The sequence below is a fragment of the Nocardioides kribbensis genome (assembly GCF_015070375.1).
In the GTDB taxonomy this organism is placed as follows: Bacteria; Actinomycetota; Actinomycetes; order Propionibacteriales; family Nocardioidaceae; genus Nocardioides; species Nocardioides kribbensis.
In genome coordinates this window covers 731,585-754,561 of record NZ_JADCLL010000001.1, presented here as the reverse complement: position 1 = coordinate 754,561, position 22,977 = coordinate 731,585, and the positions used below count along the sequence as shown (strand labels likewise).

At 74.7% G+C, this 22,977-nt stretch carries 24 protein-coding genes; 17 read left to right on the top strand and 7 right to left on the bottom strand.

The features are described 5' to 3' along the window. Positions 1–25: 25 nt before the first annotated feature. The 5 genes from IR170_RS03525 to IR170_RS03505 all read left to right on the top strand — a co-directional run bounded on the left by IR170_RS03525 (position 26) and on the right by IR170_RS03505 (position 5,385). Positions 26–1,612, top strand: coding sequence for a class I SAM-dependent methyltransferase (locus IR170_RS03525; protein WP_193661207.1), 1,587 nt, complete (start codon positions 26–28; stop codon positions 1,610–1,612). Then, positions 1,609–1,908 carry a DUF6752 domain-containing protein gene (locus IR170_RS03520; protein ID WP_193661206.1) on the top strand — a complete coding sequence of 100 codons (300 nt, stop codon included), beginning with the start codon at positions 1,609–1,611 and terminating at the stop codon, positions 1,906–1,908. The genes IR170_RS03525 and IR170_RS03520 overlap by 4 nt, the downstream gene beginning before the upstream one ends. Beyond that, positions 1,905–3,032 (top strand): hypothetical protein, encoded by a 1,128-nt coding sequence (locus IR170_RS03515; protein ID WP_193661205.1) that lies wholly within the window; start codon positions 1,905–1,907, stop codon positions 3,030–3,032. The genes IR170_RS03520 and IR170_RS03515 overlap by 4 nt, the downstream gene beginning before the upstream one ends. Positions 3,033–3,148: 116 nt before the next feature. Then, positions 3,149–4,342 (top strand): acyl-CoA dehydrogenase family protein, encoded by a 1,194-nt coding sequence (locus IR170_RS03510; protein WP_056863987.1) that lies wholly within the window; start codon positions 3,149–3,151, stop codon positions 4,340–4,342. A 23-nt stretch (positions 4,343–4,365) separates the two neighbouring features. Next, the gene (locus IR170_RS03505) at positions 4,366–5,385 is read left to right on the top strand and encodes a hypothetical protein (RefSeq protein WP_193661204.1); all 1,020 of its coding nucleotides are present in this window, start codon (positions 4,366–4,368) and stop codon (positions 5,383–5,385) included. Positions 5,386–5,406: 21 nt separating this feature from the next. Here the strand turns inward: IR170_RS03505 and IR170_RS20180 are convergent, their stop codons facing one another. Then, positions 5,407–6,534 (bottom strand): endonuclease/exonuclease/phosphatase family protein, encoded by a 1,128-nt coding sequence (locus tag IR170_RS20180; RefSeq protein WP_193661203.1) that lies wholly within the window; start codon positions 6,532–6,534, stop codon positions 5,407–5,409. Between the two features lie 83 nt (positions 6,535–6,617). On the opposite strand from IR170_RS20180, the gene IR170_RS03495 reads away from it, so the two are divergent. The 4 genes from IR170_RS03495 to IR170_RS03480 all read left to right on the top strand — a co-directional run bounded on the left by IR170_RS03495 (position 6,618) and on the right by IR170_RS03480 (position 10,568). Beyond that, complete coding sequence (locus tag IR170_RS03495) at positions 6,618–7,211, top strand: MaoC family dehydratase (RefSeq protein WP_324251266.1); 594 nt, start codon at positions 6,618–6,620, stop codon at positions 7,209–7,211. Between the two features lie 51 nt (positions 7,212–7,262). Further along, positions 7,263–9,227, top strand: coding sequence for a CASTOR/POLLUX-related putative ion channel (locus IR170_RS03490; RefSeq protein ID WP_193661201.1), 1,965 nt, complete (start codon positions 7,263–7,265; stop codon positions 9,225–9,227). 63 nt (positions 9,228–9,290) lie between these two features. Next, positions 9,291–9,845 (top strand): histidine phosphatase family protein, encoded by a 555-nt coding sequence (locus IR170_RS03485; protein WP_056863992.1) that lies wholly within the window; start codon positions 9,291–9,293, stop codon positions 9,843–9,845. A 72-nt stretch (positions 9,846–9,917) separates the two neighbouring features. Beyond that, a complete protein-coding gene (locus IR170_RS03480; protein ID WP_193661200.1) occupies positions 9,918–10,568 on the top strand; it encodes a DUF6758 family protein in 651 nt (216 codons plus the stop codon). 27 nt (positions 10,569–10,595) lie between these two features. Here the strand turns inward: IR170_RS03480 and IR170_RS03475 are convergent, their stop codons facing one another. Continuing rightward, complete coding sequence (locus IR170_RS03475; RefSeq protein ID WP_227488401.1) at positions 10,596–11,867, bottom strand: YibE/F family protein; 1,272 nt, start codon at positions 11,865–11,867, stop codon at positions 10,596–10,598. 59 nt (positions 11,868–11,926) lie between these two features. Here IR170_RS03475 and IR170_RS03470 point away from each other — a divergent pair, with 59 nt between their 5' ends. Beyond that, complete coding sequence (locus IR170_RS03470) at positions 11,927–12,808, top strand: PHP domain-containing protein (protein ID WP_056863994.1); 882 nt, start codon at positions 11,927–11,929, stop codon at positions 12,806–12,808. 9 nt (positions 12,809–12,817) lie between these two features. Here IR170_RS03470 and IR170_RS03465 read toward each other — a convergent pair whose 3' ends face one another. Next, positions 12,818–13,603: an SDR family NAD(P)-dependent oxidoreductase gene (locus tag IR170_RS03465; protein WP_193661199.1), complete on the bottom strand. Its 786-nt coding sequence runs from the start codon at positions 13,601–13,603 to the stop codon at positions 12,818–12,820. 120 nt (positions 13,604–13,723) lie between these two features. On the opposite strand from IR170_RS03465, the gene IR170_RS03460 reads away from it, so the two are divergent. Together IR170_RS03460 and IR170_RS03455 are read left to right on the top strand one after the other, a co-directional pair. Further along, a complete protein-coding gene (locus IR170_RS03460) occupies positions 13,724–14,512 on the top strand; it encodes a ParA family protein (RefSeq protein ID WP_193661198.1) in 789 nt (262 codons plus the stop codon). 1 nt (position 14,513) lies between these two features. Continuing rightward, a complete protein-coding gene (locus tag IR170_RS03455) occupies positions 14,514–15,194 on the top strand; it encodes a L,D-transpeptidase (protein WP_193661197.1) in 681 nt (226 codons plus the stop codon). A gap of 67 nt (positions 15,195–15,261) precedes the next feature. On the opposite strand, the gene IR170_RS03450 is transcribed toward IR170_RS03455, so the two are convergent. Then, positions 15,262–16,794 (bottom strand): DEAD/DEAH box helicase, encoded by a 1,533-nt coding sequence (locus IR170_RS03450; RefSeq protein ID WP_193661196.1) that lies wholly within the window; start codon positions 16,792–16,794, stop codon positions 15,262–15,264. Between the two features lie 177 nt (positions 16,795–16,971). Here IR170_RS03450 and IR170_RS03445 point away from each other — a divergent pair, with 177 nt between their 5' ends. Then, positions 16,972–17,703 (top strand): ferritin-like fold-containing protein, encoded by a 732-nt coding sequence (locus IR170_RS03445; protein ID WP_056863998.1) that lies wholly within the window; start codon positions 16,972–16,974, stop codon positions 17,701–17,703. A 15-nt stretch (positions 17,704–17,718) separates the two neighbouring features. Here the strand turns inward: IR170_RS03445 and IR170_RS03440 are convergent, their stop codons facing one another. From IR170_RS03440 to IR170_RS03430, 3 genes are all read right to left on the bottom strand, one after another. After that, positions 17,719–18,018: a hypothetical protein gene (locus IR170_RS03440; RefSeq protein WP_193661195.1), complete on the bottom strand. Its 300-nt coding sequence runs from the start codon at positions 18,016–18,018 to the stop codon at positions 17,719–17,721. 52 nt (positions 18,019–18,070) lie between these two features. Continuing rightward, the gene (locus tag IR170_RS03435; RefSeq protein WP_056864000.1) at positions 18,071–18,292 is read right to left on the bottom strand and encodes a DUF3107 domain-containing protein; all 222 of its coding nucleotides are present in this window, start codon (positions 18,290–18,292) and stop codon (positions 18,071–18,073) included. 80 nt (positions 18,293–18,372) lie between these two features. Next, positions 18,373–18,960: a TetR/AcrR family transcriptional regulator gene (locus IR170_RS03430; RefSeq protein WP_056864596.1), complete on the bottom strand. Its 588-nt coding sequence runs from the start codon at positions 18,958–18,960 to the stop codon at positions 18,373–18,375. A gap of 272 nt (positions 18,961–19,232) precedes the next feature. Between IR170_RS03430 and moeZ the strand changes: the two genes are divergently transcribed. From moeZ to IR170_RS03410, 4 genes are all read left to right on the top strand, one after another. Further along, positions 19,233–20,450, top strand: coding sequence for an adenylyltransferase/sulfurtransferase MoeZ (moeZ, locus tag IR170_RS03425; protein WP_193661194.1), 1,218 nt, complete (start codon positions 19,233–19,235; stop codon positions 20,448–20,450). Between the two features lie 207 nt (positions 20,451–20,657). Beyond that, the gene (locus tag IR170_RS03420) at positions 20,658–21,560 is read left to right on the top strand and encodes a hypothetical protein (RefSeq protein ID WP_227488400.1); all 903 of its coding nucleotides are present in this window, start codon (positions 20,658–20,660) and stop codon (positions 21,558–21,560) included. Between the two features lie 85 nt (positions 21,561–21,645). Next, entirely contained in the window at positions 21,646–22,572 is a 927-nt protein-coding gene (locus IR170_RS03415) for a hypothetical protein (protein ID WP_227488399.1), read from the top strand. 47 nt (positions 22,573–22,619) lie between these two features. Continuing rightward, positions 22,620–22,958: an MGMT family protein gene (locus IR170_RS03410; RefSeq protein WP_193661192.1), complete on the top strand. Its 339-nt coding sequence runs from the start codon at positions 22,620–22,622 to the stop codon at positions 22,956–22,958. Positions 22,959–22,977 lie beyond the last annotated feature (19 nt).

The window sequence follows — 22,977 nt, the reverse complement described above, 5'->3', positions numbered from 1 at the left end:
CCACGACGGGGGAGGGAGTACGACGGTGCCACGGCTGCCCGAGGTCGTCGACGTCGATCGTGCGGGCCTCCTGCTCGGCGACAGCGACGACGTCCTCCTCGACGTGCTCCTCGACGGTCGTCGGGTCTGGTCCCTGTGGACCGAGCGGGTCGCGGGTCGCACGCCCTCGCCCTCGGGGCCGCCCGGTGCGGTCGCGGTGCCCTGGCCGCGCGAGCTGGCCCAGGCCCTCGACGGGCCCGTGCGGATGACGGTCTCCTGCGGCGAGACCGTGCTGCTGGACCGCGAGGTCGTGATGGGGCCCGGCCCCGACCGTGTGCGCCTGGTCGACCGGGAGGGCCGCGACCTCGTCGTCGACAACCACGGCCGGCTCGCCGTCGCCTTCGGCGACCAGGGGGAGGAGGCGACCGCGCTGCTCCTCGACGCCACGGCCCGGCTGCTCGCCGACCTCGAGGAGGCCGGCGTGGAGCCCTTCGTGGCCTACGGCACCCTGCTCGGCGCCGTGCGCGAGGGCAGCTTCGTCGGGCACGACAACGACGTCGACCTGGCCTACCTCAGCTCCCACGAGCACCCGGTGGACGTGATCCTCGAGTCCTACCGGGTCCAGCGCCACCTGATCCGCGCCGGCCACGACACCACCCGCTACAGCGGGGCCGCCTTCCGTGTCGACCTGACCGTCTCCGACGGCACCCGACGCACCATCGACGTCTTCGCCGGCGCCCTCGTCGAGGGTCACCTCATGCTCATGGGCGAGCTGTGGGTGCCCTACGACCGCTCCGCGCTGCTGCCGCGGACCTCGGTGGTCCTGGAGGGGCGCTCGCTGCCGGCCCCGGCCGACCCGGAGGCCCTCCTGGCGGCGACCTACGGCCCCTCCTGGCGGCGGCCCGACCCCGCCTTCGCCTACGCGCCCCCGGCGGCCACGACCCGCCGTCTCGACGGCTGGTTCCGCGGCACCCGCGCGGCGCGCAACCACTGGGACCGGCGCTACTCCGACGCGGTCCACCACGGCCCGGTCCGCAAGCCGCACGACCTGGCCCGCCTGCTGCACCGGCGCGAGGCGGAGGACTGCGAGGTCGTCGACGTGGGCTGCGGGCGCGGTCAGGACGCCGTGTGGCTGGCCCGGCGGGGTCACCCGGTGCTGGGGCTGGACTTCTCGCCCAACGGGTTCGCCCGGCTCCACGCCCGCTCGCAGGAGGAGGGGTGGGGCGCCGACTTCGCCTCGATGAACCTGCTCGAGCTGCGTCAGGTCATGCTCTGGGGAGCGCGCCTGGCCCGTCGCGAGGGCCCCCGGGCCGTCCTCGCGCGTCATGTCGCCGACGCCACCAGCGACCGTGGCCGACGACACCTGTGGCGTCTGGCCGCGATGGCGCTGTCCGGCGGCGGGCGCCTCTACCTCGAGTTCGTGCTGCCGCCGGCCGACCCGCCCCTGCCGCAGCACCTGCTGCTGCACGGCCTCGATCCCGACCAGGTGCGCTCGGAGGTCCTCGCACGCGGCGCACGCGTCGTGGAGGAGGCAGCCGTGGACGTCACGCACACCGGTCAGCCGCCCGCCGGCGGCATCGAGGACGAGACCCCGCTGCGGGGGTACCGCATGGTGATGGAGTGGAGAGCATGAACGCACCCGACGAACGCCCCGACCCCGCGCCGGCCGGCCCGGTCGACCGGCTGCGCCGGCTGGCCCCCGGGCTGCGCTCGCGCCCGGCCGCCGCCGGCGAGGGCCCCGACGGGCTCGAGGCCCTGCGGGCACGCGTGGCGGACCTCGAGGAGGAGGTGGGCGAGCTGCGCCGGCTCAACCTCCGCCTGGCCGAGCTGACCGACGTCGTGCAGGAGCTCCTGCTGCCCCTGGCCTCCAGCGACCCGGCCCGGGCGCAGGAGGTGCTCGACCGGTACTCCGCCGAGCTCGGCAGATGAGCCGTCGGGCCTTCCTGCACATCGGCCTGCCCAAGACGGGCACCAGCTACCTGCAGGCCGGGTGGTGGTCGCACCGTGCCGCGCTGCTGGAGGCGGGTCTGCTGCTCCCCGGGCGGGCCAAGCGCGACCACCTGCTGAGCTCCCTGGTCGTGCGCGAGGACCCTGGCGTACGCCGCCGCGGGCCCGGCGCGGCCGAGGCCTGGGACGTCGTCCTCGCCGACACGGCCACCCACAGCGGCGACGTGCTGGTCTCGCACGAGTTCTTCTGCGCCGCCAGCGCCGCCCAGGCGCGCCGCGCGGTGGAGGCTCTCCCCGCCGACGAGGTCCACGTGGTGGTGACCGCCCGCGAGCCGCTCTCGCTCTTCGCGTCGAGCTGGCAGGAGCACCTGAAGAACCGCGGCACGACGGCCCTGGCCGACTACGGACGAGGCGAGTCCGAGGACCCCCGCGACGTCTGGGACTGGCGTGCCCTCGACCTCGGGCTGGTGCTGGAGCGCTGGGGCGGTGCGGTGCCCGCGGAGCGGGTGCACGTGCTCCCCGTGCCGGGACGCGACCAGCCGCGGGAGGACCTGTGGCACCGCTTCGCCGCGCTGCTGGACCTCGACCCCGCGGTGGTCGACACCAGCGGACGCTTCGCCAACACCGGCATGGGCGTCGTCGAGGCCGAGACCCTGCGACGGGTCAACGCCGCGCTGAGCGGTCCCTGGAGTGCCCAGGACCGGGGGAGGTGGCTGCGCAGCCACCTCGCCGACCAGCTGCTCGCGCCCCGCGCGGGCGAGCCCTTCTGGCCCGGCGAGGACCAGGTCGCCGACTGCCGCGCCCGCGGGCTGCGGGCCGTGGCGGCGGTGCGCGCGGGCGGCTACGACGTCCGGGGCGACCTCGACTCGCTGCTCGTGCCCGACGTCGTGCCGCCGCGTCGCCACCCCGACTCCGTGACCGACGCCGAGGTCGCCGAGGTCGCCGTCGCGCTGGTCGCCGATCTCGTCGGCGAGCTGCGCGACCGCGCGGCGCCGGACCCCGCCTCGAGCACCGGGCCCGCTCCGGCCGCCGGCCCGACCGGCCCGGCGCCCGGTCGCGCCCGCCGTGCGGTGCGCCGGCTGCTGCGCAGGCGCGTGGTCGGGTGAGACCCGGCCCGTGCTGTGGCGTTCCCCACAAGTGACCCTAGGCTACTGACGGGTTACTTTGGGTCCGACGACCGACGCCGCCGCGTCGCCGCGCCGAGACGAAGGAGCACGTGCCGATGGCCCGCCTGTGCCAGACCGAGGGACTCACCGAGGACCAGTCCGAGATCCTGAAGGCCGTCCGCTCCTTCGTGGAGTCCGAGATCCTCCCCGTCGCCACCGAGCTCGAGCACGCCGACGAGTACCCCACCGACATCGTCGAGGGGCTCAAGGAGCTCGGCGTCTTCGGCCTCATGATCCCCGAGGAGTACGGCGGTCTGGGCGAGTCCCTGCTGACCTACGCCCTGGTCGTCGAGGAGATCGCCCGCGGCTGGATGAGCGTCTCCGGGGTCATCAACACCCACTTCATCGTGGCCTACCTGCTCATGCACCACGGCACCGAGGAGCAGAAGCAGAAGTACCTGCCGCGGATGGCGACCGGCGAGGTGCGCGGGTCGTTCTCCATGTCGGAGCCGGGCCTGGGCTCCGACGTCGCGGCCATCAAGACCAAGGCCGTCAGGACCGACGAGGGCTACGAGATCACCGGCCAGAAGATGTGGCTGACCAACGGCGGCTCCTCGACCCTGGTCGCGCTGCTCGTCAAGACCGACGAGGGCGCCGACTCGGTCTACCGGAACATGACCACCTTCCTGGTCGAGAAGGAGGCCGGCTTCGGGGAGACCGCCCAGGGCGTCACGGTGCCGGGCAAGATCGAGAAGATGGGCTACAAGGGCGTCGACACCACCGAGCTGGTGCTCGAGGGTCACCGCATCTCGGCAGACCAGATCCTGGGCGGCGCCCCCGGCCAGGGCTTCTACCAGATGATGGACGGCGTCGAGGTCGGTCGCGTCAACGTCGCGGCCCGCGCCACCGGCGTCGCCAACCGCGCCTTCGAGCTCGCCATCGCCTACGCCCAGCAGCGCGAGACCTTCGGCAAGCCCATCGTCGAGCACCAGGCCATCCTGTTCCGCCTGGCCGAGATGGCGACCAAGGTCGAGGCCGCCCACGCGATGATGGTCCGCTCGGCGCGGTCCAAGGACGGCGGGCAGCGCAACGACGTCGAGGCCGGCATGGCCAAGTACCTCGCGGCGGAGTACTGCAACGAGGTGGTGGAGGCGTCGTTCCGCATCCACGGCGGCTACGGGTACTCCAAGGAGTACGAGATCGAGCGGCTCTACCGCGAGGCGGCGTTCCTGCTGATCGGCGAGGGCACCGCCGACATCCAGAAGATGATCATCGGCCGGGCCGTGCTGAAGGATTATCGGCTGCGCTGAGCGGTGACCTAGGGTCTCGCGACATGGCGCAGCGGGTGGTCCTCCACGTCGGTCTGATGAAGTCCGGCACGAGCTTCGTGCAGGACCTGCTCTTCGCCGCCAAGGCGGAGCTGGGTGCGCACGGCGTGCTCGTGCCGGGCGCGGGCTGGGGCCGCCAGGTCGCCGCGGTCAAGGACGTGCTGTCCGCGAGCCCCGGGCGCCCGTGGCGCCGGATGGTCGACGAGATCGACGGGCACGACGGCACCGCGGTGGTGTCCATGGAGTTCCTCGGCCCCGCGGGCCCCGACCAGGTCGACCGCGTGGTGGGAGCCTTCGGCGGCGGCGCCGTCGTGGACGTGGTGGTGACCGCCCGCGACCTCAACCGCTCGGTCGCCTCGCTGTGGCAGGAGACGATCCAGAACGGCCGCAGCTGGGGCTGGGACGAGTACGTCGCCGACGTGGCCGCCAAGCGGCCCGGGCGCGGCGCCGGGGTCGGCGACCGGGTCACCGCAGGAGGCACGTTCTGGCGTCAGCAGCACCTGCCGCGCGTCGTCGACTCCTGGTCGCGCGCGGTCGGGCACGACCACGTGCAGGTCGTCACCGTGCCGGGACCCGGCGCACCCCGCGACACCCTGGCGCACCGCTTCGGCGAGGTCCTGGGCGTGGCGGTGCCCGTCCACGAGGGCACCGGTGGCGCCAACGCCTCCCTCGGGCTGACGTCGACCCTGGTGCTCCAGCGCGTCAACCGGCTCCTCGACGCCCAGGGCCTCACCTTCCCGACCGGGGCCAGGCTGCGCAAGCAGGTGCTCGCCAAGACGGTGCTGGCCGCGCGCCGGGCCGAGGAGCCGCGCCTGGGTCTGCCGGTGGCGCCGTGGGTGGTCGAGCAGGCGGCCGACACCGTGGCGGTGCTGCGGGACGCCGGCACGAGGCTGGTCGGCTCCTGGGAGGACCTGACCCCCGTCGAGGTCCCCGGGGTCCACCCCTCCAGCATCGACGACGTCGAGGTGGGCGAGGCCGCCCTGGTCGCGCTCGCGGGTCTCGTGGCCTCGCAGGTGGTGGACTGACGCCGACGCCGACGCCGGGTGTCAGCAGGTCTCGACGACGCCCTGCACCTGGTAGGTCGTGCGCACGGGCCGGTGGTCGGACAGGGTGACGGCCGGCACCGAGCTCGCCAGGGGCGTGATGCCCGACCCGCCGTGCAGCAGGTAGTCGATGCGGCCGCGCAGGTTGACCGAGGGGTGCGTGAAGCCGGGCCCGGCGCCCGAGGAGGGCCAGCTGTCGACCATCGTGGCCGCCAGCGTGCGCATCGGCGCCGAGGTCGGGTGGGCGTTCATGTCGCCGCCCAGGACCTTGGGCAGCGGGTCGGCGGCCATGACCTGGTTGATCGCGCGGGCCTGGGCCATCCGCGAGGGCTCGGAGCGGTTCTGCAGGTGGGTGCTGTAGAGGCTCACCGGCACGCCGTCGACGTCGATCGTGGCGTGCAGCAGGCCGCGCTGCTGCATGCCCTTGCCCGGCAGGAACGGGAGCAGGCGGTTGGCCGACTCCTCGATGGGGAAGCGCGAGAGGATCGCGGTGCCGTACTGACTGCCCCCGCTGCGCAGCACGTTGGCCCCGAAGGCGTTCTGCATGCCCAGCTGCGCGCCGAGGATCCCGGGCTGGTCGGTGCGCCGCGAGAAGGCACGGTTGCGGTCGACCTCCTGGAGCAGCACGACGTCGGCGGCGGTCGCGGCGATCGCGCGGGCGTAGTCGTCGAGCTGCAGTCCTCGTCCGCTCGCGAAGCCGGACTTGATGTTGTAGGACAGCACGGTCAGCTCGCGCTCGACGGTCTCGGGCTGGCAGGTCGTGCGCTCCTCGACCTGGCGCGCGAGGCGTCGCACCGGCAGGGCCGTCTGCCGGTCGGGCACGGCGGTGCCCGGCTCCAGGGCGGCGCGCAGCTGCCGGGCCCGCTGCCCGGGGGCGGGCTCGATGGCGGCGGGGGCCTCCAGCACGTCCTGGGTCGGGCGCGTGGTGGCCGCCACGGGAGCGGTGGGCGTGGTGCCGGCCTCGGCCGCGCGCAGGTCGGCGCCGCCGTCGTCACCGGGGGGCAGCCCGCCGGTGAGGGCCAGGACGAGCGCCACGCTGGCCAGCACGGCCGCCACCGGCAGCAGCGTCAGCAGGGGACGCGGGCCCGGCGCGAGGTGGCGGGGGTCGTCGGTCGGCGGGAGGGACGGCACGGGGGAAGTGTAGGCGGCCCACCGCCGGGGCGTGACGAAACCCACGGCGGGCACCCGGCCGCCCGGGTGCGGCGTGCGCCACCATGGCGTGCGACACCGCGAGCGGGTGCACGACGACGCCCGACGCCCGAGCCAGAGGAGAGCCCATGCAGTTCGGCCGCAGCTACGAGGAGTTCGAGGTCGGAGCGACCTACAAGCACTGGCCCGGCAAGACCGTGACCGAGTACGACGACCACCTGTTCTGCCTGCTCACGATGAACCACCACCCGCTGCACCTCGACGTCAACTACGCCGGGGAGACCACGCAGTTCGGCAAGAACGTCGTCGTGGGCAACTACGTCTACTCCCTGCTGCTGGGGATGAGCGTGGCCGACGTCTCCGGCAAGGCGATCGCCAACCTCGAGGTCGAGTCGCTGCGCCACGTGGCGCCCACCTTCCACGGCGACACCCTGTACGGCGAGACCACGGTGCTGGGCAAGACGGAGTCGACGAGCAAGGACGACCGTGGCGTCGTCCACGTCGAGACCATCGGCTACAACCAGGACGGCAAGGTCGTGTGCGTCTTCCGGCGCAAGGTGATGGTGCCGAAGGAGAACTACCTCACGCAGCGCGGTGGCGAGCAGCCCGGGCGCCCCGTGCCGCAGCCGGACAAGAACTGGGCCGGACCACAGGCCTGACCCGCGGCGTTCCGCTGCCGGCGACGGGCGGGGTGGGGCACCATCCCCACCATGGCCCGCACCGCACCACAGCTGAGGCGTCGCACCGCCGCGCCCACCGCCCGGGTGGCCGGGACCGCCCCGGCCACCCGGCTGGGCACCCGTCCGCCCCGGCCGGGCGAGCGCCTGCGCTACCGGTTCGACAACTCGATGGCCCGCGGCACGCCGGCGCTGGTCGGCTGGCTGGCCGCGGTCACCGCCGTGCTGGTCGTGGCCTTCGCCGCGGCCGTCAGCCTCCTGGGCCTGCGCGGCGCCGACGACCCGGTCGCCGACCGCAGCTTCGCCGACGAGGTCTTCTCCGCCCTGCTGCACGCCCTCGACCCCGGCACCGTGGCGGGGGAGGAGCAGGCGCCGTGGCGGCTGGTGGCCGCCATGCTCCTGCTCACCGTGGCCGGGCTCTTCGTGGTCTCGGCCCTCATCGGCGTCATCGCCGCCGGGATCGACGCGCGGCTGGCCGACCTGCGCCGCGGGCGCTCCATCGTGCTCGAGCGCGACCACACCGTGGTGCTCGGCTGGTCGGACTCGGTGTTCACGATCCTGCGCGAGCTGGCCCTGGCCAACGAGAGCCGGCGACGACCCGTGGTGGTCGTGCTCGCCGACCGCGACAAGGTCGAGATGGAGGACGAGATCCGTGCCAAGGTGCCCGACCTGCGCGGCACGCGGGTGGTGTGCCGGTCGGGCTCGCCGATGGACGTCGACGAGCTCGCGGTCAGCAGCCACGCCACGGCGCGCTCGGTCATCCTGCTGGCGCCCGACTCCGACGATCCCGACAGCGAGGTCGTCAAGACCCTCCTGGCGCTGACCCACGAGGGCTCCGAGGGGCCCCGGATCGTGGCCGAGATCCGCGACCCGTCCAACCTCGAGGTCGCCCGGCTCGTCGGCGCCCGGCGCACCTCGCTGCTCGACATCCGCGAGACGGTGGCCAAGCTGGTCGTGCAGACCTCGCGCCAGTCCGGTGCCGCCGCGGTCTACACCGAGCTCTTCGACTACGACGGCGACGAGATCTACTTCCTCGCCGACCACGGGCTGGCGGGCGCGACGTACGAGGAGGCGCAGCTGTTCTACGAGCGGGCCACCGTGATCGGCCTGCTGGACGGCGGTGTCACGCGCCTCAACCCGCCGCCCTCGGCCCTGGTCGGCACGGCGACGCTCATCGTGGTGGCCGAGGACGACGGCGTGCTCGCCGGCGCCGAGGTCGCCCGGACCCGTCCCGACCCCGCGGTGCTCGGCGTCGAGGACGGCACCGACGCCCACCCCACGCGGGCCCTGCTCCTGGGGTGGAACGAGCGCGCCCCGATCATGCTGCGCGAGCTCGACCACTACGCCGAGCCGGGCTCGACGCTGACCGTGGTGACCACCCACGGCGACCCGGTGCTGCCCGCCGACCTCGAGCACCTCGCGGTGAGCGTCGTGCGCGCCGGCACCACCGACCGCGCCGTGCTGGAGCAGCACGTCGTGGAGGGCCTCGACCAGGTGCTGGTGCTGTGCTACTCCGACCACCTGGACGCGCAGGCCGCCGACGCCCGCACGCTGGTCACGCTGTTGCACGTGCGCGACATCCTCTCGCGCCGGGAGCACCAGACCGCGGTGGTCAGCGAGATGATGGACGACCGCAACCGCCTGCTCGCCCAGGTCGCCGACATCGACGACGTCGTGGTGAGCGGCGAGATCGTGAGCCTCATCGTCACCCAGCTCTCCGAGGACGGTCGGCTCGAGGACGTCTTCGCCGAGCTGCTCGGCTCCGAGGGCAGCGAGGTCTACCTGCGCCCGGCCCACTGGTACGTCGCACCCGGCGCGCCGGTCGCGTGGGCGAGCGTGGTGGCCGGTGCGTCGCGCCGCGGCGAGACCGCCCTGGGCTGGACGTCGACAGCGCTGGCCGTGCGGGGCGAGGACTTCGGGGTCCGGCTCAACCCGGCCAAGTCCGACCTGCTCACGGTGCTCCCCGGCGACCGCGTGGTGGTGCTGGCCGAGTCGTGACCGCCCGTGACCGCTCCGGGGCCGCGTCGGGGCCGCCTCGGGGTCGGCTGACAGGATGACGCCATGGGCGACGTCTGGCTGGTGCGGCACGGGGAGACCGAGTGGAGCCGGGAGGGTCGGCACACCTCGACCACCGACCTGCCGCTGCTGCCCGAGGGCGAGGAGGTCGCGGCCGGCCTCGCCGGGCGGCTGCGGCGCGACTTCGCCCTGGTGCTGAGCAGTCCGCGGCTGCGCGCGCGGCGCACGGCGGAGCTGGCCGGCTGGGCCTCGGCCGAGGTCGACGACGACCTGCGCGAGTGGGAGTACGGCGACTACGAGGGCGTGACCACCCCCGCGATCCGCGAGGACGTGCCGGGCTGGACGGTGTGGACCCACGGTTGCCCCGGCGGCGAGGACGCCGCCGACGTGTCGCGGCGCCTCGACCGGGTCGTGGCGCGGGCGCGGGGCGTCGACGGCGACGTGCTGCTCTTCGCCCACGGCCACTCCCTGCGCGCCCTGGCGGCGCGGTGGCTCGACCTCCCGGTGGCCGACGGCCGGCTGCTGCGCCTCGACACCGCCACGGTCTCGGTGCTCGGCCACGAGCGGGAGACTCCCGTCGTCCTGCGGTGGAACGCCTGAGCGGCCCTTGACGGCCCTCGGCGGCCCTCGGCGGCCCTTGACGGCGGGGCCCGAGGCGGTCACCGTGGCTGCGTGCCGCTCTCCGCAGCCTGCCCCCGCTGCCCGGCCCCCGTCGCTCCGCTGCCCGCGGAGCAGGGCCCAGGGCTCTGGTCCTGCCCCGAGCACGGCGCCGCCGCACCGCTGTGGCGCCCCTCGGAGGTCGGCTACGCCGACTTCACCGACCACCTCGAGATGGCCGGCGACCTGCCCAGCCTCCTGCCCTGGCCGCTGGGTCCCGACTGGTCGGTGACCGGCTTCGGGGTGGTCGCGGCCCGACCGGGGGTCGCGCGGGCGGTGCTCACCGCCTGCACCGGCACCACGGAGGCCGACGGCCCGGTCGACGTCGTGGTCGTCACCGAGGAGGCCGGCACCGGCCTCGGGGCGCGTGTGGCGGGCGCACCCCACACCGACCCGGGCTACGAGATCGGGGGAGCCGCGCCGGTGGTGCGGCTGCGCGTCGAGGGCCAGCAGGTGCCGCTGTGGGCGGTCTCGACCAGCGCGGCCGACGGCGAGTGGGACCGCTCGGTGCTCGCGGGGGAGGCCCACGGGAGGTGGCTGTGGGTGGTCGTGCGGCCCGCACCGGCGGTGCTCCTCCTGCACGGCGAGTGGCACCTGCGCGACGTCTCCGCGCTCGGCCCCGGACTGGTCGAGCTGCCCTTCGGGGGGCCGGCCCCCGCCTGGTGAGCCGCGGCGGGGGCAGCAGGGGGCGGGTCAGGCGTCCTCGGGCACCACGGCCCCGCCGACCGTCAGCGCCGCGACGGCCGTGGTGAGGGGCACGGCCAGCACCAGCCCGACCGCGGAGGCCAGGGTGCGCACGATCTCCACCCCGATGGACTCGTCGGCCAGCAGCTCCAGGAAGGGCCGGTCGTAGAGGCTGAGCAGCATGAGCACGGCCAGGCCGGTGCCGGCGTAGGCGAAGACGATCGTGTAGATCGTCGAGGCGATGTGGTCGCGCCCGATGCGCATGGCGCTGCCGAAGAGCTGGCGCCGCGAGAGCTCCGGCGCCGCGGCGCGCAGCTCCCACACCGCCGAGGACTGGGTGATCGTGACGTCGTTGAGCACCCCGAGCCCGGCGATGATCACCGCGCAGGCCAGCACGCCCTGGCTGTCGAGGGCGGGGGCGTAGGTCGCGAGCACCTCCCCGGTCTCGTCGCTGATGCCCGAGAGCCGCGCCGCGCCGACCGCCCAGACGCCGAGGAGGGCGGTGGCCCCGATGCCGGCCAGGGTGCCGAGCAGGGCCGCGCTGGTGCGCAGCGAGGGGCCGTGGGCGAGGTAGAGGACGACGTACATGATCGCGGCGGAGCCGACGGCGGCCACGGCCCAGCCCGACCCGCCGGCGAGCAGCGCCGGCAGCAGGAAGCGGGCGATGACCAGCGCGGCCAGGCCCAGGCCGACCAGCGCGAGGAGTCCGCGCAGCCGGGCCACGAGGCCGACCAGCACCACGAAGGCGCCCGCGAGCAGCCCCAGCGGCAGGGTGCGCTCGACCCCGGCGAAGCCGTAGCCCACCTGGCCGTCGGGCGTGCTGGAGGCCGGCAGCCGGATGAGACGGACCGTGTCGCCGGCCACGAGGCCCGAGCGGCCGACGTAGGGCGGGACGCCGAGGGTGACGTCCTCGCCCCCGACGTCGGCGGTGAGGGTGTCGCAGTCCTCCGGCGGCGGCTCGCGCGAGCCCTGCTCGCCGTCGACCAGGACCGGGCAGGAGGGACCGACGTCGACGACGGGGGCGGTGAGGGTGGTGGTGCCGCTGCGCAGGAAGTCGACCTCCTCGGGCGCGTCGGAGGCCGCGGGCCACAGCACGACCAGCCCGACGAGGGTGACCACGGCGCCCACGGCGAGCAGGCCCAGCAGCACCGCCCGCGCCCGCAGGCCCACGTCGAGCGCCGGGGGAGGTCCGCCGTGGGAGTGACCGTGGCCCGACTCCACGGCCGCGGCGGTGGCGGCGGGGGAGCGGGGCGGCGTGCGGTCGGCTCGGTGACTCCCCATAGGCGTCATCATGCCCGGACGCGACGGCCCTGTCGGTGGGGTGGTCCTAGGGTGGGGGCGTGCGCATCGACCTCCACACCCACTCGCGGGCCAGTGACGGCACCCAGTCGCCCGACGAGCTGGTGCGGGCGGCGGCGGCCGCCGGCCTCGACGTGGTGGCGCTCACCGACCACGACACCGCCGAGGGCTGGGCCGAGGCCGAGCGCGCCGCCGCCGACGTCGGCATCGGGCTGGTGCGCGGCATGGAGATCAGCACCCGCCACGAGGGCCAGTCGGTGCACCTGCTGGCCTACCTGCCGGACCCGACGTACCCGCCGCTGGCCGAGGGGCTCACCCGCATCCTCGAGGGGCGGGTGTCGCGCGTGCCCGACGTCGTGGCCCGCCTCAACGCCCTCGGCATCGAGATCACCGAGGCCGACGTCGCCGCCGTCTCCGGCGACAGCGCCGCCAGCGGCCGGCCCCACGTGGCCGACGCCCTCGTGCAGCGCGGCGTCGTCGGCGACCGCACCGAGGCCTTCACCCGCTTCCTCAACCCCGGCCGTCCCGCCTACGTCGACCGCTACGCCGCGCCGCTGACCGACATGATCGACGCGGTGGCCGGCGCGGGCGGGGTCAGCGTGATCGCCCACCCGTGGGGCCGGCGCAGCGACGAGCGCCCCGACGCGGCCACCCTGGCGGCGCTGGCTGAGCGCGGCCTGGCCGGCATCGAGGTCGACCACCAGGACCACGCGCCGGCGGCCCGGGAGCGGCTGCGCGCGATCGCGACCGACCTCGGCCTGGTCGCCACCGGGTCCAGCGACCACCACGGCACGGGCAAGGTCGACCACGACCTGGGCTGCCACACCACGCCCCCCGAGCAGCTGCACCGCCTGCTCGAGCTCGCGGCCGCGGCCGCGGCCCGCTCGGGCCGCGCGACCCCGCAGCCGCTCCTCCTGCCCTGACCGGGCCGGTCAGCGCCGGCCCAGGCCCTGGAAGCGCTGCAGCACGCCGCCGGGCACGACCCGGGCCAGCGCGGTGATCGCCTTGTACTGCGCGCTGGGCACCGAGAGGCTGCGGCCGCGGTCGTAGTCGGCGAGCGCGTCGCGCACGAGCCGGTCGGCCTCGAGCCACAGCAGGTCGGGCGCGGAGCCGCGCGAGACGTCCATGCGCGCGTGGAACTCGGTCCTGACGAAGCCCGGGCACAGCGTCATGACCCGCACGCCGCGCGGGGCGTACTCGTGGGAGGCCCAGGCCCCGAACTGGTTGACCCAGGCCTTGGCGGCCGAGTAGGTGCCGCGCGGCAGGAAGGCCGCGACGCTGGAGACGTTGACGATCCCGCCGTGGCCACGCTCGGCCATCGGCCCCAGGGCGGCGTGGCTGAGCCGCAGCACCGCGGTGACGAGCACGTCGAGCATCGCGGTCTCGGCGTCGGCGGAGTTGTCGAGGAAGCGGTGCTTGAGGCCGAAGCCGGCGTTGTTGACCAGCAGCTCCACGGGGCGTGCGGGGTCGGCCAGCCGCTCCTCGACGCGGAGCAGCTGCCCGCGGTCGGCGAGGTCGGCGGTGAGCACCTCGACCGCCACCCCGTGGGCGGCGCGCAGCTCGGTGGCGACCCCCTCGAGGCGGGCGGTGTCGCGGGCGACGAGCACGAGGTCGTGACCGCGGGCGGCGAGCTGCTCGGCGAAGGCGCGGCCGATGCCGGCGGTGGGTCCGGTGACGAGGGCGGTGCCCGCGGGGCGGTCGGGCTGCGGGGAGGACATGGCGACCAGTGAAGCAGGCGCGGGGCAGCAGGCCGACGACAGCAGGACCGTGACAGCAGGCGGGTGACGGCAGGCGAGCGTCCGACACGGGCGGGCCCGCGTCCGGCATGATGGGCGGTGATGACCACGACACTCGCGATCGCCAACCAGAAGGGCGGCGTCGCCAAGACCACCTCGGTCGCCTCCATCGGTGCGGCGCTCGCCGAGCTGGGCCACACGGTGCTGCTGGTCGACCTCGACCCCCAGGCCTGCCTGACCTTCTCCCTGGGCATCGACCCCGAGGTGCTGGAGCTGTCGGTGCACCACGTGCTCACCCAGGGCGTCGACCCGCTCGAGGTCGTCATCGAGACCGACGACGGCGTCGACCTGCTGCCGGCCACCATCGAGCTGGCGCGGGCCGAGGCCGACCTGTTGACCCGCACCGGGCGCGAGCACGTGCTGCGCGGGGTGGTCGAGGCCCTCGAGGAGGCCGACGCCGGCTACGACTGGGTGCTGCTGGACTGCCCGCCCTCGCTGGGGGTGCTCACCGTCGCCGCCCTCACCGCCGCCGACGGGGTGCTGGTGCCGCTGCAGTGCGAGACCCTGTCGCACCGCGGCGTGGGCCAGCTGCTCGACACCGTGCACGACGTGCGCCGCTTCACCAACCGCGACCTCGAGGTCTGGGGCGTCCTCCCCACCCTCTACGACGGGCGCACCAACCACGCCCGCACCGTGCTCGAGACCATCTCGCAGACCTACGACCTCGAGGTGGTCGAGCCCCCCATCCCCAAGACGATCAAGTTCGCCGAGGCGCCCGCCGCCGGCCGCTCCATCCTGGCCACGAGCCGCACGAGCAAGGGCGCCCAGGCCTACCGCGCCGTCGCCGCCAACCTGGTGACCCGCTCGCAGCGCCCGAGGGCGACGGCCTGAGATGACCGGCCGGCTGACCGGGAGCGGCCGGGGCGGCCCGCGCTACGGGCGCCTCGCCGCCCTCGGCTCCTCGCTCCTCGTCACGGCCGTGGCCGTCCTCGGCGGCACGGGCGTGCTGCCCTCGTCGGCCGAGGAGGAGGCGCCGGTCGTCGCGCTCGAGAGCGCTCCACCGCGGGCGGGGGCCGAGCCGGAGCCGGAGGCCGAGGACCCGGCGGTGGCCGGCGCGCCCGCGGCCGCGTGGGGTGAGGGCGCCGCCGCGCTGCGGCGGGCGATGGATACCCTGCCCGCGCGCTCGGGCAGCGGGCGGCGCGTGGTCTTCAGCGAGTCGCGCCAGCGCGTCTGGCTGGTCGAGGGCTCCGGCGCGGTGGCGTCGACGTACCTGGTCTCGGGGAGCCTCACCGACAACCTCGACCCCGGCACCTACGAGGTCTGGTCGCGCTCGCTCGACGCGATCGGCATCGACGACTCCGGCACGATGCGCTACTTCGTGCGCTTCACCCGTGGCCCGAGCGGTGCCGCGATCGGCTTCCACGACATCCCGGTCGACGACGGCGAGCGCGTGCAGAGCCGCCTCGACCTCGGCACCCCCCAGTCGCACGGGTGCATCCGGCAGCAGCGCTCCGACGCGCGGCTGATGTGGGCCTTCGCGCCGCTGGGCACCGAGGTCGTCGTCACGGCCTGACCGGCCTGCACCCGGGACGCCGCACGGCCCGCCGGCGGACCGGCGGGCCGTGCGTGGTGCTGCTGGCTCAGGCGGTCTCGGCCGCGGCCTGGGCCGAGCCCTCGCCCTGGCCGCCCTGGCCGGAGCCGCCGCGGCTGCGGCGGCGGCGACGGGTGCGGGGAGCACCGCCCTCGGCGGAGCCCTCGGGCGCGTCGGTGGCGGGGCCCGTCGTCGGCGCGGCGCCCGCAGCGGAGCCACCGGAGTCGCCACCGCGCGAGCGGGTGCGGCTGCGGTTGCGCGCGGGGCGGTCTCCGCGGTCGCCCCCACGGTCGCTGCGCTCGCCGCCACGTCCACCGCGGTCGCCGCCCCGCTCCTCGCGGGGCTTGCGCTCGACCGGGGCGGGGTCGACGACGCGGCCCTTCGTGCCGGCCGGGATGCCGAGGTCGGTGTAGAGGTGCGGAGAGGTGGAGTAGGTCTCGGCCGGCTCGTCGAAGGGCAGGTCGAGGGTCTTGTTGATCAGCTTCCAGCGCTGCACGTCGGCCCAGTCGACGAAGGTGATCGCCGTGCCGGTCGCACCCGCCCGGCCGGTGCGGCCGATGCGGTGGACGTAGGTCTTGTCGTCCTCGGGGCAGGTGTAGTTGATGACGTGGGAGACGCCGCGCACGTCGATGCCGCGGGCCGCGACGTCGGTGGCGACGAGCACGCGGATCTTGTCCTCGCGGAACTTGGCGAGGGCCTTCTCGCGGGCGACCTGGGCCATGTCGCCGTGCAGCGGGCTGGCGCTGAAGCCGCGCTCGGCGAGGTCGTCGGCGATGCGCTGCGACTGCCGCTTGGTGCGGGTGAAGACGATGATCTTCTCGGCGTCCTCGGCCTGGAGCACGCGCCCGATGATCTCGGGCTTGTCGAGGTCGTGGGCTTGGTAGATGAACTGCGCGGTGGCCGGCACGAGGGTGGTGTCGTAGGAGGACTCGGCGCGGATGTTCATCGGGTGGCGCATGTGGGTGCGGGCCAGGGCGACGATCGCGGAGGGCATGGTGGCCGAGAACAGCATGGTCTGGCGGGTCTCGGGGGTCATCCGCAGGATGCGCTCGACGTCGGGCAGGAAGCCCAGGTCGAGCATCTCGTCGGCCTCGTCGAGCACGAGGGCGTGCACGTGGGAGAGGTCGAGGGCCCGGCGGTTGGCCAGGTCGATCAGTCGCCCGGGGGTGCCGACGACGACGTCGACGCCGGCCTCGAGGGCCTCGAGCTGGCCGTCGTAGCCCACACCGCCGTAGACGGTGAGGACGCGCAGGCCGCGGTCCTTGCTGGCGATGGCGAGGTCGCTGGAGACCTGGAGGGCCAGCTCGCGGGTGGGCGCGACGATGAGCGCCTGCGGCTTGCCCTGCGGGATCTCGGCGTAGTCGGGGTCCTTGGGGGCGACGCTGCGCTGCAGCACCGGGATGCCGAAGGCGAGGGTCTTGCCGGTGCCCGTGCGGGCCTGGCCGATCAGGTCGGTGCCCATGAGGGCGACCGACAGCGTCATCTCCTGGATGGCGAAGGGGGTGGTGATGCCGGCGCGCTCGAGCGCGTCGCAGATGTCGGGGAGGACCCCGAGCTCTCGGAACGTGGTCAGTGGTCTCATCGCTTTCGTGAGCCCGGCGCGGGTGAGGGGCCGGGAGTCCGGATGCGGCGGACTCGTCGGGCTGCCCCAGTCAGCGGTGCAGGTAGCTCTCGACAGCGTCAGCCGCGCACATACGTGGGCCGCTCGCGCCCGGCGGGCACGGCGCCCTGCGCCCGAGTCTATCGGTAGGGTGCGACCATGCCCCCATCGACAGACCGGCCGGACCCGGCCGGCGCCCCGGGCGGCGAGGACACCCCGCTCGCGCTCGACGACCCCGCCTACCGCGAGGCCGTCGTCGAGCTGCTCGGGGCCATCGCCTACGGCGAGATCTCCGCCTTCGAGCGGCTGGCCGAGGACGCCAAGCTGGCCCCCCGGCTGGAGGACAAGGTGGCGGTGGCCGGCAAGGCCGCGGCGGAGTTCACCCGCGTCGCCCCGCTGCACGAGCGGATCACGGCGCTGGGCGCCGACCCGTTCGCCGCGATGGCCCCCTTCCGCGAGCCGATCGAGCTCTTCCACGAGCACACCGCGCCGGCCGACTGGTACGAGGGTCTGGTGAAGGCCTTCGTCGGCGACGGGCTGGCCGACGACTTCTACCGCGAGATCGCCGCCTTCCTCGACACCGACACCCGCGACCTCGTGCTGGCCTCGGTCGAGGAGACCGGTCACGCCGCCTTCGTCGTCGACCGGGTGCGCGCGGCCATCGCCGCCGACCCGCGCCTCGGCGGCCGGCTCGCGCTGTGGGGCCGTCGGCTCATGGGGGAGGCCCTCACCCAGGCCCAGCGCGTGGCCGCCGAGCGCGACGCCCTGTCGTCGCTGCTCGCCGGCGGCGCCGACGTGCCGGGGCTCGACCTCGCCGCCATCGGGCGGATGTTCACCCGGCTGACCGAGCGGCACACCGAGCGGATGGCCGAGCTCGGCCTCGAGAGCTGAGCGAGGTCCGGGCGCTCAGCGAGCGGCGCGGTGACGCGTGCGCTCACCGCGCAGCAGGGCGAGGGTGAGCGACACCCCGATCGCCGAGGCCGCGAGCTGCCAGGCGTGGCGCCACCAGTCGAAGCCGGTCACGGCCCGGTCGTAGACCGCGCCGTGCGCCAGGGTGCCCAGGGCCGCGGCGGCGATGCCGGCCAGCACGACCAGCCACAGCGGGGAGTCGTCGCGGCCACCCCGCGCGACCCAGAGCGCCAGCAGCGCCACGACGGTGCCACCGACGAGGGACCACAGGATCGCATCGACGTCCACGACGCTCATGGTCCTCCTCCGTGGGGGGCCGGGGCAACGGGCACCCGGCCCCTCCTCGCGATCAGCTGCGGAAGCCGACCTGTCCGGCGACGCTGTTGCCGATCTCGACGTAGGCCAGCTTGGCGGCGGGCACGATGACCGTGCGGCCCTTGCTGTCCCGGAGCGTGACGACGCCACCGGCGTCGACGGCGGTGGCGACGAGCTGTCCGATGGCCTCGGCGCTCTCGTCGGTCTCCACGACCAGCTCGCGTGCTGCCTGCTGGATGCCGATCTTGACCTCCACGGGTCCTCCTGTGAGTCGTCTGGGTGGTGCGGTGGGGTGTGCGGGGACGTGCAGGCTCGATGCTCCCACCCGGGTGGGGATCAGGCCTCGTCGGCCTTGGGGTAGCCCCGGATCCCGCGCCAGGCCAGGCCCGCCACGAGCGCCGCGGCGTCGGGTCGGTCGATGCCGCCGGCCTCGGTGAGCCAGAACCGCGCGCTGACCTGCGCCATTCCCACCAGCGACACGGCCAGCAGACGCGAGGCGGGGTCGGGCAGCGCCGTGTCGTCGCGGATCACCTCGGCGATGAGGGTGGCGCACTCGGTGGTCACGCGGTCGACGTGCTCGCGCACGGCGGGCTCGTTGGTGAGGTCGGACTCGAAGACGAGCCGGAAGGCGCCCGACTCGGCGGCGACGTACTCGAAGAACACGTCGATCGCGGCGGCCACGCGCTGCTTGTTGTCCTGCGTGGACAGCAGCGCCTGGCGGCAGTTGTCGATGATGGCGTCGCAGGAGGAGTCCAGGAGCGCGAGGTAGAGGTCGAGCTTGCCGGGGAAGTGCTGGTAGAGCACCGGCTTGGAGACCCCGGCGCGCTCCGCGATGTCGTCCATGGCGGCGGCGTGGTAGCCCTGCGCCACGAAGACCTCGAGGGCCGACCCCAGCAGCTGGGTGCGACGCTCGCGACGCGGCATCCGGCCCCCGCGGGGACGGGCCTGGTCGACGTCGGCGCGCGCCGTGTCGGAGGGGTGCTGGCCTGTGGTCACGCGGTGCTCCTGCTCGCTGAGGTCCCGCGGCGCCCGGCGCCGCACTCGTGCAGGGCGCGATGCTACCCGCAGGTCACCTCGGTCCGGATGACGGGACGCGGCGCGGCAGCCGCCCACCGGGCCGGGAGCATGGCCGGGAACACGCGTGGGCGTCGAAGCGTTCTGACCCTCGTCCACCACCGACCGTCCGAGGAGCCCCTGTGTCCTTCCCAGCTCTCGTGGAGCCGGCCCCCGAGCTGACCATCGACGAGGTCCGCCGCTACAGCCGCCACCTGATCATCCCCGACGTGGGGATGACGGGGCAGAAGCGCCTCAAGAACGCCAAGGTGCTCGTGATCGGCGCCGGCGGCCTCGGCAGCCCGGCCCTGCTCTACCTCGCCGCCGCCGGCGTCGGCACCCTCGGGATCGCGGAGTTCGACGAGGTCGACGAGTCGAACCTGCAGCGCCAGATCATCCACACCCAGTCCGACATCGGGAAGTCCAAGGCGGTCTCCGCCAAGGAGTCGATCGCCGAGGCCAACCCCTACGTCGAGGTCGTCCTGCACGAGGAGCGCCTCGACAACGACAACGTCATGCAGGTCTTCGAGGGCTACGACCTCATCGTCGACGGCACCGACAACTTCGCCACCCGCTACATGGTCAACGACGCGGCGTACTTCCTGGGGATCCCCTACGTGTGGGGCTCCATCTACCGCTTCGACGGCCAGGCGTCGGTCTTCTGGCCCCAGGCCGAGCTCGAGGACGGCACCAGCGCCGAGGCGCCCTGCTACCGCTGCCTCTACCCCGAGCCCCCGCCGCCGGGCATGGTGCCCAGCTGCGCCGAGGGCGGCGTCCTGGGCGTGCTCTGCGCCGCGATCGGCTCGATCCAGGTCAACGAGGCCATCAAGGTGCTCACCGGCATCGGCGACCCCGCCGTCGGCAAGCTGGTCATCTACGACGCCCTCGAGCTGGAGTGGCGCAAGCTGAAGGTGCGCAAGGACCCGAACTGCGCGCTGTGCGGGGAGAACCCCACCGTCACCGGCCTCATCGACTACGACGCCTTCTGCGGCGCCATCTCCGAGGAGGCCGCCGACGCCGCCGCCGGGTCGACCATCTCGGTGACCCAGCTCGAGCACATGCTCAAGGAGCGCGAGGAGGGCAGCCGCGACTTCGTCCTGGTCGACGTGCGCGAGCCCAACGAGTACGAGATCAACAGGATCCCCGGCTCGGTGCTGATCCCCAAGGGCGACTTCCTCAACGGCTCGGCCCTCGAGCAGCTGCCGTCGGACAAGCAGGTCGTCATGCACTGCAAGTCCGGCGTGCGCTCGGCCGAGACGCTGGCCATCGTCAAGGGCGCGGGCTACTCCGACGCCGTGCACGTGGGCGGCGGAGTCGTGGCCTGGGTCAACCAGATCGACCCGAGCCAGCCGTCGTACTGACCCCCGGCGCACCCGCCGGGTGAGCCTGCAGCGGCGCCCGTCCCCGGCCCGGGGGCGGGCGCCGCTGCGCGTGCGGACCCCAGCGCCGCCTGGCCCGTCCGGGCCAGGCGCGTGACCCGGACGGGCCATGGTCGTTGGAGGAGTACCCAACCGTGTCGTGGGTCACCTCCGCGTGGCCGCGACCCACCACAGGAGGCACCCAGCCCGATGAGGACCCCGACCCCCCGCACCACCCGCCCCGGCTCGCGCCGGGCCGCCGCCGTGGCCCTGCTCGGCAGCGCCGCGCTCGGCACCGCCCTGGCCACCTCGACGACCGCGTCGGCGCAGACCGACCCCGGCGCCTTCGCGCCCGCCGCCGAGGCCACCATCACGCCGGGCACCCAGATGTACACCGAGGGCGCCCAGTGCACCTCCAACTTCGTCTTCGACGACGCCGCCGGCAACCTCTACGTCGGCTACGCCGCCCACTGCGCCGGCACCGGCGCGGCCACCGACACCGACGGCTGCCTCGCCGACTCGCTGCCGCTGGGCACCCGCGTCACCTTCAACGAGGGCGGCAGCCTGCTCGGGGAGGGCACCCGGCTCGGCGCAGGCACCCTCGCCTACTCCTCGTGGGACACCATGGACCGCATCGGCACCAGCGACGCCAACACCTGCGCCTACAACGACTTCGCCCTCGTGCGGGTCGACGTCGCCGACGTCGGCAAGGTCAACCCCTCGGTGCCGTTCTTCGGGGGCCCCACCGGCATCGACACCGACGGCACCGCCGCCGGCGATCGGGTCCACTCCTACGGCAACTCGAGCCTGCGCGGTGGCCTCGAGCTGCTCTCGCCCAAGACCGGGGCGAGCCTGGGCGACGACCCGGCCACCGACGGCTGGACCCACCCGCTCTACACCGTCACCCCGGGCGTGCCCGGCGACTCGGGGTCGGGCTTCCTCAGCGCCGACGGCACCGCGGTGGGCACGCTGTCGACCCTCGGCCTGGCGCCGCTCCCGGCCTCGAACAACATCGGCGACCTGGCCAAGGAGCTGGCCTTCGCCCAGCAGCACTCCGGCATCGACGGCCTCGACCTCGTGCTCGGCACCGAGCCCTTCGATCCGGTGCTCTGAGGCCGGTGCCCCGAGGCGGCCAGCCGCCGCCGATCCGACGACCCCGTCCGCGTAGCCGGACGGGGTCGTCGCTCGTTGGGGGGTCATGTCCCTCTCCCGAGCGAGCCTGCGTCCCTCCCGCCCCGCCCTCGCCCCGGCGCTCGCGACGCGCCCCCTGCTGGCCCTGCTGGCGCTGCTGGCGCTGCTGGCCCTGGTCGCCGGCCTGGTGGTCACCCCGGGCGCCGAGGCCGCCGACCGGCGCGCGCGGGTCACCTCCTGGGCGCCGGCGGAGACCGCGACGATCCACCCCGGCGTGCAGATGTTCACCTCCGGTGCGCAGTGCACCGGCAACTTCGTCTTCACCGACGCCCGGGGCGGGGTCTACGTCGGCTACGCCGCCCACTGCGCCGGCCTCGGCGAGGCCACCGACACCGACGGCTGCAGCACCGCCTCGGTGCCGCTCGGCACGCGGGTGCGCTTCGCGACCGGCGCCACGCTCGCCGGGGGCGGCACCACGCTGGGGCGCGGCCGCCTGGCCTACTCCTCCTGGCGGGCGATGCGCGCCGCGGGCACGAGCAACGCCGACGCCTGCGCCTTCAACGACTTCGCGCTGGTGAAGGTCGACGCCGCCGACGTGCGCGAGGTCAACCCGTCGGTGCCGTTCTCCGGGGGCCCCGTGGGCCTGGCCGAATCCTCGCCGGCGGCCGGCGAGGTGGTGCGCAGCTACGGCCAGTCGAGCCTGCGCCCGACCACGCTGCTCTCGCCCAAGGTGGGCACGTCGCTGGGCGCGACCAGCCCGTGGAGCTCCGACGTGCTGACGCTGACGCCCGGTGTGCCGGGCGACTCGGGCAGCGGCTTCCTCGACGCCGAGGGCCGGGCCTTCGGCACGCTGTCGACGATCGCGCTCGCGCCGCTGGCCGGCACCAACGGCCTGGGCGACCTGGCCCGCGAGCTGGCCTTCGCCCGGCGCACCTCGGGCATCGACGGCCTGCGGCTCGCCGCCGGCACCGAGCCCTTCCGCCCGCCGCTCTGATCCCGGCCCGGGCACGGCCCGGACCCCCGGCGCGCCACAATGGCGGGGTGCGCCACCCCGAGGACTACGTCGAGGCCGTGCTGGCCTGCGTCGAGCAGGTGCCGCCCGGGCGGGTGACGACCTACGGCTCCATCGCCGAGGCGGTGGGGCGCTTCGGCCCGCGGCGGGTGGGCAACGTGATGGCCGAGCACGGTGGTCCGGTGCCGTGGTGGCGCGTCGTGCGCGCCGACGGCACGCTGCCGCCGAGCCACCAGGGGGAGGCCGTGGCGCGCTACCGCGAGGAGGGCACCCCGACCCGCAGCACGGGGGCCGGCGCGCTGCGCGTCGAGCTGGCCTCGGCGTACTGGAGGCCGCCGGACTGCTCCGGTGGACACCGGATCGGCTGACCGGCCGGTAACCGCAAGA

Bases quoted from the DNA above. Each gene is read 5' to 3' on its own strand.
- IR170_RS03450 (WP_193661196.1), bottom strand. From the start codon at position 16,794: ATGAGACCACTGACCACGTTCCGAGAGCTCGGGGTCCTCCCCGACATC.
- IR170_RS03490 (WP_193661201.1), top strand. From the start codon at position 7,263: ATGGCCCGCACCGCACCACAGCTGAGGCGTCGCACCGCCGCGCCCACC.
- IR170_RS03460 (WP_193661198.1), top strand. From the start codon at position 13,724: ATGACCACGACACTCGCGATCGCCAACCAGAAGGGCGGCGTCGCCAAG.
- IR170_RS03455 (WP_193661197.1), top strand. From the start codon at position 14,514: ATGACCGGCCGGCTGACCGGGAGCGGCCGGGGCGGCCCGCGCTACGGG.
- IR170_RS03465 (WP_193661199.1), bottom strand. From the start codon at position 13,603: ATGTCCTCCCCGCAGCCCGACCGCCCCGCGGGCACCGCCCTCGTCACC.
- IR170_RS03415 (WP_227488399.1), top strand. From the start codon at position 21,646: ATGTCCCTCTCCCGAGCGAGCCTGCGTCCCTCCCGCCCCGCCCTCGCC.
- IR170_RS03440 (WP_193661195.1), bottom strand. From the start codon at position 18,018: ATGAGCGTCGTGGACGTCGATGCGATCCTGTGGTCCCTCGTCGGTGGC.
- IR170_RS03475 (WP_227488401.1), bottom strand. From the start codon at position 11,867: ATGGGGAGTCACCGAGCCGACCGCACGCCGCCCCGCTCCCCCGCCGCC.
- IR170_RS03430 (WP_056864596.1), bottom strand. From the start codon at position 18,960: ATGCCGCGTCGCGAGCGTCGCACCCAGCTGCTGGGGTCGGCCCTCGAG.
- IR170_RS03520 (WP_193661206.1), top strand. From the start codon at position 1,609: ATGAACGCACCCGACGAACGCCCCGACCCCGCGCCGGCCGGCCCGGTC.
- IR170_RS03485 (WP_056863992.1), top strand. From the start codon at position 9,291: ATGGGCGACGTCTGGCTGGTGCGGCACGGGGAGACCGAGTGGAGCCGG.
- IR170_RS03510 (WP_056863987.1), top strand. From the start codon at position 3,149: ATGGCCCGCCTGTGCCAGACCGAGGGACTCACCGAGGACCAGTCCGAG.
- IR170_RS03515 (WP_193661205.1), top strand. From the start codon at position 1,905: ATGAGCCGTCGGGCCTTCCTGCACATCGGCCTGCCCAAGACGGGCACC.
- IR170_RS03445 (WP_056863998.1), top strand. From the start codon at position 16,972: ATGCCCCCATCGACAGACCGGCCGGACCCGGCCGGCGCCCCGGGCGGC.
- IR170_RS03420 (WP_227488400.1), top strand. From the start codon at position 20,658: ATGAGGACCCCGACCCCCCGCACCACCCGCCCCGGCTCGCGCCGGGCC.
- IR170_RS03495 (WP_324251266.1), top strand. From the start codon at position 6,618: ATGGCGTGCGACACCGCGAGCGGGTGCACGACGACGCCCGACGCCCGA.
- IR170_RS03505 (WP_193661204.1), top strand. From the start codon at position 4,366: ATGGCGCAGCGGGTGGTCCTCCACGTCGGTCTGATGAAGTCCGGCACG.